We start from the raw sequence: 11305 nt of genomic DNA on the forward strand, positions 1-11305 counted from the left end.
GACAGACTTGACCTGACCCCTGAGCCCTGAGCCGAGGCCATGTCGAATCCCGGTGCTCGGAGCGGGAACGAAGATGGCAAGGAAGCGGCATACGGCAGAGCCGATCATCGCGAAGCTGCGAGAAGCCGAAGTGGCACAGGCTTGTCGTCGCCGAGCAAGGACCGGTGAGTAGCAGCGTGACAGCAACGCGGGCTTGCGGAGTGTTTCGACCGTGGAGAACGCGATCCACCGCGCCGGAAGCAGTCTCGCGGTGTCAGCCCCGAGGCGTTTGGAACCGCCTCAAACCGCTGCCTCCAAATATCCACGAGACCGAGGAAAGTCCAACCGGACTCAGAGATGAAGAGGTTCTATGCGGTCTATCCGTCGTTCCTAGCGTGAGACAGCCGGGATGGACGACTCACGCTTGAGCAGGCTCAGCTCTACTCGTCGGTTGATAGCTCGGCCTTCGTTTGAGTCGTTTTCCACAAGCGGTGTCGTCTCGCCATGGCCGGCGGCGACGATGCGGTCGCCCTCCAGTCCGTGGTACACCAGCCGACGACGCACTGCATCGGCGCGCTTCTGTGAGAGTTTCAGGTTCCGTTCGGCCGAACCTACGTCGTCGGTGTGTCCTTCAATGTCGAGAACGAGCTCCGGGTGCGCGGCCAGATAGCCGCTGAGCTGGCCAGCCAGCAACTCGAGAACCCGATCGCTCTCCTGCGCGCTGTCCGCGGCGAATCGAGCGCTGCCCGTCTCGAACTCGACGTTCCGCAGCCGGATCCGTCCGTCATCACGGAACCGGAGTGTCTCCACTGCATTGGCCTCGACTTCGAAGGGACCGGCGTACCAGAGCCAGGCGTCAGGGGTCTGCGACGCGCCGCGATACATCAGATCGAAGCGATCTCCGGGAAGAAGCCAATCAATCAGAATGGCTCCGTCCTCGCTCGGCTTCACCTCTCGTGGCTCAGACCTAGCCTCCAGGGGCACGATGAGAAAGCTGTGAGGCGGTTCCCTATCCGCGCGCCCGGGAGCTGCGGCAGATACATCGGGCAGCGCTGTCTGGATTCGCAAAGTGAACGTCGGTGGCCAGCGCAGCGGAATACTCGCCCGGTAGCCCGCCGGAGGCGTGCGGATGACTCCCGCCTCTCGTCCATCGATCAGGAGCATCATATCCGCGTCCGGAGGGAGCGCGAGGACCGCGATGCCCTCGTCATTCACGACCTCCTCGACGGGTCCTGTTTCGTCGGCCACAGCTGAGACGGTCAGACCCCGACCGATCGGGCCCTCGATCGCGATCGATACGGAGACCGTATCTGCCAGAATCAATGAACTCAGGATCACAAGAACTCGGAGCATAGGCGCATTCTGACACACGCCGATCGGTCGCGACTGGACCCCGTATCGCCATAGTGCGTAGACTGAGCCAGCGCGATCGCGCTCGGAGGAAGCAATGCATCGACCACCGTGGTACCGGGGAAGCCTGCCTTTCTCGATCATCCTGATCGCTACCGCGTTCGGCTGTACCTCCAACCCCTACTACGCGTATCGCGCATCACACCCGGACTGGTTCCTGACTCTTCCCAGCGCGGGGACTTCACTAGAAGAGACGATCGCGTCGCTCTATGAGCCAGGACAGGGCCTCTACAACCGGAGTGTTCATCGTCTCGAACTAACCGAGCACAAAAACGGTGCCTGGGAAGAGATCGCAATAGAGGCAGTTGACTACGAGGCGGTGGGGGATCGTGACTTTGGAATCATCGCTCATGTGTTCTGCAACTCCCCGGGAGCTGGAGGCGGAATGAGTGAGACAATCTCGTGGTATCTACTCAAGGCCAATGAACTCGTAGCCTGGAGCCACTATGACTTCGGCGATCGATGCTCGGTCTGGAACGAGTTCCGTCCGGCAGTGGAAGAAGCGATCCCGCTCGAGCACGCGCTAACGGACCGGCAACGGAACTTCTCCAACGTATATCAGTACACGCTCTTCATCTACGGGCAGGGGCTGGCCCTGGCCAGAGTGGGGCGGTTGGAAGATGCCGAACTTGCGCTCGCACGTGGGGATGAATTCCTCGGCATGGCGGACCGAAATCCCGACGGCTACATCGCCGACCGAAGTCGGCTAGCGTCAGGTGATGACGAGAAGTCCGCCCGATCTCGGCTCGTGCGTGCGATCGAGAAGGCGCGTCCCTCGGAAGCTGGTGCCACAAAGAGCGACTGACGCGACGGGTTTCCGTTAGTCCTTACATTCAGCGGCGTTTGTGCATGGACCCTGCCCCCCGGGTCGCCATTAGCAACAACACCCCTAACATGACCAGGCCCTCTGTCGAAACCGATGGCACCGGCGTCGCTGGCGCATTGAACGAGAGCAGAACATCGCCGCCGGGACTTCCATTCCCCGTCGGTAGTTCTCCCTCTTCCCACCAACCGCTCGCAACGCGATCCCCATCGAGGTTTTTTCCGTTGGCGGTAACGTCGTCCGAGAATACCGTCAAAACGTACTGATCTGGGGGTAGATCGAGGATCGTAACGATCGCGACATGGCTCCCAGCGTCGTAGCTCACCGAAGCCGGAGCGATGGTTCCTATCCCAACACCACTGAGCTGGAGGTCGGCGGCGTCGAAGCTTCCCACGTCCTCAGAAAACGTAAGCGCAATCTGCAGGTCATTTTCGGGGGTCGGAAAAAACGCGATGTCCGCCGATACCAAGACCGGGGGTGACTCGACGGCTGTTGCAACTTTGGCCCGAGAGTCCCACAACACCCAGTTCCGATCCGACACCCCGCCCTCTTCGTCGAACTCAACATCCAGGATCGGACCATCGACGGGAATCACGAAAAATTCCTCCCAGTCATCATTCCAGACGGTGAAAACAGAGGTGCCGGACCCCGTGGTCACGCGAATATCGATCGGCATGGTAAACAGATCCCAGCCATCGCCGTCTTGCGTCTGCCAGATCGCGAGTTTCAGATAATCCTGTCCCCCGATATTGTCGGCCGAGTAATTCCACTCGTAGTCCGGGCTTCCCGGATTCATCACCCATTGATCGATAAACCAGCTGATGTCCTCCCCCACACTGGCCGAAATCGTGGCAGCGAACTCCGCCGTGGTCGCCGAATCCGCACCGTAAGTCGCGCGATAGTCCGAAAGCGCTGCAAAGAACGCCGTGTCGCCAAGCACATGCCGCAGCATGTGAAGAACCCAGGCCCCCTTATTGTAAACGTCATTTCCGCTGAAGATGGCGCCGACACTCGACACGCTAGTCCGGTAAACCTGCGCATCGGTATTGCTTGGATGCCGAACGTTCATTCGCGTCCAATAGCTAGACGCTCCCCCACCAGTCTTGAATTCCCGGTACATTGATTCGGAGTAGGTTGCAAATCCCTCGTTGAGCCAGATGTCATACCAGGTCTCACAAGTTACGTCGTCGCCCCACCACTGATGAGCCATCTCGTGCGCCATGATGTCGCTGTAGGAGTTCAGCCGCCACATGCTGCTTAGGGTCTGGTGCTCCATACTGGCACTGAGCCCGCCCGACCCACCGGTTTCGACCACGCCATACTTCTCATCGACAAAAGGGTATTCCCCATACAGGCCGGATAGCGTTTCCAGCATTCCCACCATTTCATCGCAGCCACTCTTGTAACTCGCGAAAGGTTCACCCGCGCCCGAGTCCCAGTGATCGGGATACACGTAACAGGAAACCGGCATCACCTCCGGGCCACCACCATTATCGTAGGAGTATTGCAAGTCGTACCGCTCGTAGTCTGTGATCGCGATCGAAATGAGGTACGGAATAATCAGATACGATTCTTGCCAGCGATACTGGGTGCGACTACCAGGGAGCGCCACCGTTCCCAAATCCGAGCCGTTCGAGAGCGCTATCAAATTCGACGGGACCGTGATGAAAATCTCGGCTGTCGCCTTGTCGTCGAGCGCGTCCTTACACGCCCACCAATAGCGCGCAAAAAATGGCTCCGAGAGGGTCGCGATCACAACTTCGCCATTGCGAATCCACCAGCGAAATGAGCCGAAACCGTTGTCCTGCGGGTAACCTTCGTAGTCGACAACAACCTGAACGGCTTCTCCAACGTCATAGGCGTCGTCCAGGGTGACCTCGATCGTGTCACCGACCCTCGCCCAGCTTGCCACATCTCCCGTCACCTGATTCACGGTGAGAGAACTGTGGAGGTCTACCGTAAAGGTGGTCAGTCCATTGGTCGTCGGTTCAAAATCGATCGTGCTGACTCCCTCGACCCGAACCGCTGTAACCACCGACCCCGTGGTCTCGGGAATTACCTCCAGATCAAGGAAGTAGTGAGTGACGTCAGTGTCAGAATCAGCCTCCAGAGTTTCAGGGAGCGCGGCCAGTTCACCTGCCCGTCGCGATTCCCACTCCACCAGGCAGTTGCCAAGTTCCTTTCCCTCCGTTCCGCTCGCGAGCGCTTCTTCCACATCCTTGGGGTTGCATGCCGCGGGATCCAGGTCACCAGCAAAGCCATAGCTCGGTGATATCCATGCGAGCGCAGCGATGAACCATGCAAACAAGGTTCGCCAATACAATTCGTGCATCACCTCATCTTACTCCATCGAGACCCTCAACAGTTCGATCCCTCTAGCGGTCTACTAGAGCGGTCAGTTGGCGCGACGTGCCCACTGGTGTATCAGTCAAGGATGACTATTCCAGAGTCAATCCGAGATCACTGCGCCTTGCGACATCATCCATGAAGATCTCACGTCGGACGACACTCTCACTCCTTCTCGCCTCGGCACTTCGCTGGCTTGTGCCAGCGACAGCCTTCGCCGCCCAAAACAGAGTCCGCCACATTCTTCCTTCGGCCACAGCATTCGGATTTGGCATATCGGTATCCACCGCAGAGCCGTGCAAGAGACTCGAGCTGCGGGTCGGGGAAGTCACGCATGCGGGCAAGCAACAAGACAGCCATGGGCGTTTCTGGGCTTTTCAAATTGCCGGGCTTACACCCGAGACGACGTACCAACTTCAGCTGGAAGACGAGAAGGGACGGGTCGGGTCGCCATGGCCGCTCAAGACCTTTCCGGCCCCAGAGAGCATGCCGGAGAGTTTTCGCCTGCTCGCCTTTACTTGTGCTGGCGGGCCCGACGGGTTTGGTTTGCCCGGCCGCCAGTTCTTCAAACCTCATGAATTCAGACAGCGACTATTTGACGATGCCCTGAAAGAGAAACCTGACGCCGCGGTGGCTATCGGCGACCAGATCTACTGGGATCTTCGCGGCGGAAAGATGCCTCCAGTGGGACGAAACTCTGCACTGATCAAACTGGTTGCGGGCTGGTATCTGAAGCTATTCTACGGCGCCTTTGATCGCGGAAGCCCGCTGATTGGCACCAAGAATGAAGCTGTGCTCACGCGCATCGGTGACGAGCAGATCGCGGACCTCTACGGCACGCGCTTTCGCTCAGTCCCGATGTTATTCATTTCCGACGATCACGACTATTTTGAAAACGACGATGCCGAAGAAGAAATCGTCACCTTTCCCCCCGATGCGTTCAGCAGAGCTGCCTACAAGGCCATGGCCGACCTCTACTACCCGCCTTTGCCGGATGGACCTTCTGCCGAAACAGACCGGTCTTTTGGCACGCTGCGTTATGGCAAACTCTTCGAAGCGCCGATATTTGACTGCGCCGGTCATCTTTCCCTCGAAGGTGAGGACGCCGGGCTTGTTCCCCCGACCGTCGAGCGCTGGCTCCTCGATCGTGTGAAGGCCTCTGAGGCGCACCACTTCGCACTCATTCCCTCCCACCCCCTCGGATGGACCGCTGGAAAGTGGAGAGAATGGTACCCGGACGTCTTGGCGCCGGACGGTTACACCGGCGTCGTCGCCAGAGGCCTGATGGACGATGGGGGCACAGGCCGTTTGACATCGAAGGCACAGAAATTTCTCTGGCCAAAGGGCTGGTGGAATCAGCACCAACGTCTGTTGGGTGCTCTCGTTAGGCGACCGTCCAGTCGCTTCATCTTCTCCGGTGACATTCATGCTCAGGGGGCAATCAAGATCCTTGAAAGCGGGAAGGATGATTTCTCGGATGCGCCGGTCTGCTCCGTTCTGGTCGGACCCGTCAGCACGTCTGACGCAACCTGGCCATCGGCCGCTCGAGGGATCGCAGCGACCGAGCCAGACTGGTTGACCACTTCGGAAATTGCACCAACTCGAGAAGTCAACGGGTTCACCATCCTCGACTTCAGCAAGGATGCAGCAACAGCCCGGCTTTTTGATTGCGGCGGATTTGATCGGAATCTGAAAGAAGACGGTCACGTGCAGAGCGTTCAGGAGTTTGAGATTGGATAGCGTCGGAAGCGAGGCGACGAGGACGAGCTATTCTGGATCTTCCACTGATGGAGGCCTGAATGAATACGCCGAAAATTGCCGACATCTTCGACGTCGACTTCCCGCTTTTCGCTTTCTCGCATTGCCGCGACGTCGTGGTGGCAGTCAGCAAAGCCGGTGGCATGGGCGTATTTGGCGCCGTGCACTTCACGCCCGAGCAACTGAGGGAAGAGCTCGCCTGGATCGATGAACATATCGACGGCCACCCCTATGGCATCGATCTGGTGATGCCGGAAAAATTTGTCCGCAACGAAGGTGGTGAGGAATTCGATCCGGCCAAGCTCTGGGACCTGATTCCCGATGAGTACCCGCGTTTTGCCGAGGAAATCTGCGATCGCCACGGGGTCTCACAACTATCCGATCAGGCAGAAGTGCGTGACACCTCTTCACTGGCCTGGTCAGAGCGCGTGGCCCGTGAACAATTGGAGATCGTCCTGGGATTCTCACCCGCGCTGTTGGTGAACGCGCTCGGCGTGCCCCCGACCGATGTGGTGGAGCGTGTCCACGCCAGAGGCATCAAGATCGCCGCTCTCGTCGGTCGTGTACGCCACGCGATCAAACAGAAGGAAGCGGGCGTAGACATCATCATCGCCAATGGTCACGAGGCAGCGGGGCATACCGGTGATATCACCACAATGGTTCTGGTTCCCCAGGTCGTAGAAGCCGTTGCGCCGATTCCTGTCTTGGCAGCTGGAGGCATCGGCTCGGGCAAGCAGATGGCCGCCGCGATGGTGCTAGGGGCGCAGGGTGCGTGGTGCGGGTCGCTATGGCTGACCAGTGCCGAATCCGAACTTCCTCCAGAGGTGCGACAGAAACTGATCGAGGCGGGTTCTGAGCTCACGGCCCGTACCCGCTGCGTCACCGGCAAGCCTGCGCGCCACCTGATCACTCCCTACACCGAAGCCTGGGATGATCCGGAGACACTGGATCCATTGCCGATGCCCTTGCAGACCATGGCCACCACCTCGGCATTGACGCGGATCAGCCGGAAGGTTCACAAGGAAGCGGGTGCCCAGGACCTCGTCACGACACCGGCGGGCCAGGTCATCGGCATGATCAAAGAGGTCAGCAGCTGCAGGCAGATCGTGCAGGAGATGAAAGAGGACTATGTCGAATCACTGGGGCGCATCGACGAATTGATTCGCTAGTCGATCCACGCTCCGAGTGGACATAACACCGCTTACCGGACACTCGTCCAGGAACGCAGGCTGTTTTCCCTATCCCCATCGGCCAGCCCAATGCTTCACGTTTTCACTGGCAAAAAACTCCCCGACATCCTGCCCGTTCCCAGGTTGCCAGGGGACACCGCCGCTGGACCGGAACGAAAGCGAATCCGGTGATCCTTCGCGATAGGTTTCCAGGTCCGGGGCCTGCTGGATAAGTTCCCGAAGACGGGCGAGATTCTGTTCCGAAGGTGGGCATTCAATTGTTTCCCCAAGAAGGCATAGACAGACGGCATCGTAATAGGTGTCCGGCCCTAGTTGGAAAATCGTGTAACCGAGCTTTCGGCGCTCCAGGTTCAGTTCGATCGCCTTCATGAAAATCGGGTTTGAAGGGACACTAATCATGAAATCATGGGAAAAATTGATGTCGTGATGGATTGGAAGAATGCAGCGTATCCCCGGACGGATGATCTTGGCCATGGGAACGTTGCAGAACCGGTCGATATCGGTGTACACCCCGCCTTCGTGATAGATCTTCAACAGGCGCCAGAGATCAACTTTCTCAACGATGTGTTTCTCGGCAAGATTTCGGAAATCCTGCCGGAAAATGTGGTCTTCCAGGTACTGCTCCATTTCAGCATCATCACTGATCTCAAGACTCCAATCAGGATTCAGCCTGGCAATGTTACCGATCCCATTGAGGACAACAGGGGAGATGCTGTTCAGGACATCCTTGCGCTTCCAGGTCACGTGGACTCGCTGAGGTATTTCGCCTTTGAGATTGAGCATTGTTGTCATTCACTTGACCTGCCTGGTTTCTTCGGACCGATGATACCTGGAAATGGGATCGGGATGGGCGTCGAAGGATTGCACAATAGCGTGTGTAAGAGTGCGAATAGGTTACGGATTCCGACTCACCTCGCCGAGGCGGCGCTGGCCCCGAACATAAGCGGCGAAATCCTGCTCACCGTTTCCCGGGACATCGCCCTTCCGAATACCATGGGACGCAGCGGTATTGAATCTCTTCTCCTGCGCTAAATGAATCGATTAGGATCACGATCGCTGCAAGAGCGAGGAAATCGACAATGAGTCTGTCTCCAGGGACACGTCTTGGTCATTTTGAAATCACTGCCCGTATCGGTTCCGGAAGACTTGGCGAGGTGTATCGCGCCCAGGATACCGAGTTGGACCGCGCGGTGGCGATCAAGGTTCTGCCGGAAGCTGCCGCACTCGATACGGGGTGGCTCGCTTCACTCGAGCAGAAAGTTCAGACCTTAGCGTCGCTGAGCCATCCGAATATCGGAGCCCTCCATAGCCTGGAGGAAGAAGATGGATTTCGGTTCCTCGTCGTTGAATTCGTCGTCGGGAAGATGCTCGCCGATAGCCTCAAGATAGATCCGCTTTCGGTCAACGGAGCACTGACGCTTTTCATTCAAGTAGCAAAAGCGCTGGAGACGGCTCATGGGAATCGCATCATTCACGGCAACCTGAAGCCGGACAACATCAAGATTATTCCGCCGGGAGGAGTCAAGGTTCTTGATTTCGGCCTGGCAGCATCCATCCAAACGCTTCCGTCCGGTTCCTCCACAGCTGGCGACTCCGATGGAACCACCACGTGTTTGAGTCCGGAGCAAGTCCGTGGACAGGAGGCTGATGAGCGCGCGGACATCTGGGCTTTCGGATGTTGCCTGTACGAGACGCTGACTGGACGTGCACCCTTCGGTGGCGAGACGGACTCTGATCGAACGGCCGGAATTCCGGAGCAGGATCCGAACTGGGATCTGCTGCCGAGCATTCTTCCTGAAGCCGTGGGCGATCTCATTCGACGCTGTCTGGAAACAGAACCTGAAAGCCGTTTCAACAGTGCGGGCGAAATGCTCACCGTCCTTGAAGAAGCCCACGAAGCTCTGAAGCGGGCCCCCGCACCCGTCTTGCCAAAACAGGAACTCTCCATCACCGCGCTGCTACCCATCGTTCTGAGTATTCTCATCGTAATCGTAGGCTTCGCCGGCGCCTACTGGCTCAGCATATCGAACTAGCCGATTGGACCGCCGAGAATACCACGTGCGTTTCTCGAAACTGAACCGCTCCTGTGACCTGCCCTCCCCGACCCGTAGACATCGGCCGACGGGAATGAACACCGTTTCCCCAGGTGGATCTGGTATCAGAGATGGCCTCCAAATGTCCACGTGGTCGGCGAAAGTCCAGCGCCTTGCTTCAACCGTCCGAGAATTCGGGGCAGAGTCCGACTTCGACCTGTAAGGCGCGCGGGGTATCCTCTCCGTATGGACGATCCCCTGCTGCGGTTCCGGGACCAGTTCCCGATCCTGGACCAGACCACATACCTCATCTCGAACTCGCTCGGCGCGATGCCGCTCGGCGCGCGAGCCGGGCTGAAGGACTACGCGGACGCGTGGCAGACGCGCGGCGTACGGGCCTGGAGCGAGGGCTGGTGGGAGATGGCGGTGAACACCGGAGACCTGCTCGGGCCACTGCTCGGCACCGGACCGGGTGAGGTGAGCTTCCACCTGAACGTCACGCTCGCATCGGCCGTCTTCCTGTCGGCACTGTCCCTACGCGGCAACCGCAACAAGCTCGTCGTCGTCGATCTGGAGTTCCCGTCGCTCCAGTACCTGTACAACCAGCATCCGGATGCCGAGATCGTCACGATCCGCACCCACGACGGCATCTCCATCGACGAGGACGAACTGTGCGCCGCCATCGACGAGCGCACGCGTCTGGTCGCCTTCTCGCACGTGCTGTTCCAGTCGAGCTACATCATGGACGCGCAGCGCATCGCGGCACGCGCACGGGAAGTCGGCGCGACGACGTTGCTGGACGTGTTCCAGTCGGCCGGCACGATGCCGGTCGATCTGCACGGCTGGGGCATCGACGCCGCGGTGGGGGGCTGTCTCAAATGGCTCTGCGGAGGGCCGGGCAACTGCTACCTGTGGGTGCGGCCGGAACTGGGCGACACGCTCGAGCCGCGCATCACCGGCTGGCAGGCGCACCCGCGGCCGTTCGAGTTCGAGAGCGGTCCGACCGAGTTCCGCACGGGCGCCTGGCGCTGGCTGACCGGTACGCCGAACATCCCCGCGCTGCACGCCGCACGGGCCGGTCTCGAGATTCTGACCGAGGCGGGGATGGACGCCGTCCGCGAGAAGTCGATGCGCCAGACCGCGAAGTTGGCGGAGCTCTTCGAACGACGCGGCTGGCGCGTCGGAGCGTCGTCCGACCCGGTGCGCCGCGGCGGCACTGTCGCGGTCGACGTCCCGCACGCGCGTGACTGTGCCACGGAACTGAACAAACGCGACGTCTGCGTGGACTTCCGGCCCGACGTCGGCATCCGCATGTCGCCGCACTTCTACACGCGGGACGACGAGTTGGAGTGCGCCGTCGACGAGCTCGCCGACGTACTCGAGACCGGCGCGTGGGAGAAGCACGCCGGCGTGGAGCGCACCGTCTCCTGAACCCGATCGTTGCTCCCGAATCAACTTCCGGTGTTCGCATCCAATCTGCCCGAGCCGGGCCATCGCACGGGGTTGTGGGATTCGCTTTCAGAGATCGAGGGTTCCGCGAATCAGGTGTAGGGATCGGCGAATGATCTTTTGTTTGTCGCTGAGCAATACGTCGCGGGGACGCTTTGCGATGCTGCGGGCCAGGTCCAGCGCCTCGTCCTCCAGCGCGTCGGCCTTCACCACCCGAACCGCCAGACCCCGGGTTTCCGCCTCCTTTGCGTCGACGGCGCGTCCCGTGAGTGTCAACTCGCGGGCAAGAGAGCCTCCGACCAGATCGTGAAGCAGCC

9 protein-coding genes are annotated in these 11305 nt (G+C 59.4%); 5 read left to right on the plus strand and 4 right to left on the minus strand.

What is annotated here, in order from left to right; translation table 11 throughout:
- Positions 1-369: 369 nt before the first annotated feature.
- Entirely contained in the window at positions 370-1332 is a 963-nt protein-coding gene (locus GY725_26840) for an OmpA family protein (GenBank protein MCP4007816.1), read from the minus strand.
- Positions 1333-1426: 94 nt separating this feature from the next.
- Here GY725_26840 and GY725_26845 point away from each other — a divergent pair, with 94 nt between their 5' ends.
- Positions 1427-2194, plus strand: coding sequence for a hypothetical protein (locus GY725_26845; protein ID MCP4007817.1), 768 nt, complete (start codon positions 1427-1429; stop codon positions 2192-2194).
- Positions 2195-2222: 28 nt separating this feature from the next.
- Here GY725_26845 and GY725_26850 read toward each other — a convergent pair whose 3' ends face one another.
- Positions 2223-4547 carry a M1 family metallopeptidase gene (locus GY725_26850; GenBank protein MCP4007818.1) on the minus strand — a complete coding sequence of 775 codons (2325 nt, stop codon included), beginning with the start codon at positions 4545-4547 and terminating at the stop codon, positions 2223-2225.
- A gap of 392 nt (positions 4548-4939) precedes the next feature.
- On the opposite strand from GY725_26850, the gene GY725_26855 reads away from it, so the two are divergent.
- Positions 4940-6298 carry a phosphodiesterase gene (locus GY725_26855; protein ID MCP4007819.1) on the plus strand — a complete coding sequence of 453 codons (1359 nt, stop codon included), beginning with the start codon at positions 4940-4942 and terminating at the stop codon, positions 6296-6298.
- Between the two features lie 59 nt (positions 6299-6357).
- A complete protein-coding gene (locus GY725_26860) occupies positions 6358-7485 on the plus strand; it encodes a nitronate monooxygenase (GenBank protein MCP4007820.1) in 1128 nt (375 codons plus the stop codon).
- A gap of 69 nt (positions 7486-7554) precedes the next feature.
- Here GY725_26860 and GY725_26865 read toward each other — a convergent pair whose 3' ends face one another.
- On the minus strand, positions 7555-8289 hold the full coding sequence (locus GY725_26865; GenBank protein MCP4007821.1) for a hypothetical protein: 735 nt from the start codon (positions 8287-8289) through the stop codon (positions 7555-7557).
- 296 nt (positions 8290-8585) lie between these two features.
- On the opposite strand from GY725_26865, the gene GY725_26870 reads away from it, so the two are divergent.
- Both GY725_26870 and GY725_26875 read left to right on the plus strand, forming a co-directional pair.
- Positions 8586-9539 carry a serine/threonine protein kinase gene (locus GY725_26870; GenBank protein ID MCP4007822.1) on the plus strand — a complete coding sequence of 318 codons (954 nt, stop codon included), beginning with the start codon at positions 8586-8588 and terminating at the stop codon, positions 9537-9539.
- Positions 9540-9785: 246 nt separating this feature from the next.
- The gene (locus tag GY725_26875; protein MCP4007823.1) at positions 9786-10970 is read left to right on the plus strand and encodes an aminotransferase class V-fold PLP-dependent enzyme; all 1185 of its coding nucleotides are present in this window, start codon (positions 9786-9788) and stop codon (positions 10968-10970) included.
- Positions 10971-11057: 87 nt separating this feature from the next.
- On the opposite strand, the gene GY725_26880 is transcribed toward GY725_26875, so the two are convergent.
- A partial coding sequence (locus GY725_26880; GenBank protein MCP4007824.1) for an enoyl-CoA hydratase/isomerase family protein occupies positions 11058-11305 on the minus strand: 248 nt, incomplete at its 5' end.

It is taken from the genome of bacterium, from assembly GCA_024226335.1.
Classification (GTDB): Bacteria; Myxococcota_A; UBA9160; order SZUA-336; family SZUA-336; genus JAAELY01.

What these genes read in the sequence shown, in the direction of transcription:
- GY725_26840 (MCP4007816.1), bottom strand. Translation starts at nt 1,332, where the DNA reads ATGCTCCGAGTTCTTGTGATCCTGAGTTCATTGATTCTGGCAGATACG.
- GY725_26845 (MCP4007817.1), top strand. Translation starts at nt 1,427, where the DNA reads ATGCATCGACCACCGTGGTACCGGGGAAGCCTGCCTTTCTCGATCATC.
- GY725_26860 (MCP4007820.1), top strand. Translation starts at nt 6,358, where the DNA reads ATGAATACGCCGAAAATTGCCGACATCTTCGACGTCGACTTCCCGCTT.
- GY725_26865 (MCP4007821.1), bottom strand. Translation starts at nt 8,289, where the DNA reads ATGCTCAATCTCAAAGGCGAAATACCTCAGCGAGTCCACGTGACCTGG.
- GY725_26870 (MCP4007822.1), top strand. Translation starts at nt 8,586, where the DNA reads ATGAGTCTGTCTCCAGGGACACGTCTTGGTCATTTTGAAATCACTGCC.
- GY725_26875 (MCP4007823.1), top strand. Translation starts at nt 9,786, where the DNA reads ATGGACGATCCCCTGCTGCGGTTCCGGGACCAGTTCCCGATCCTGGAC.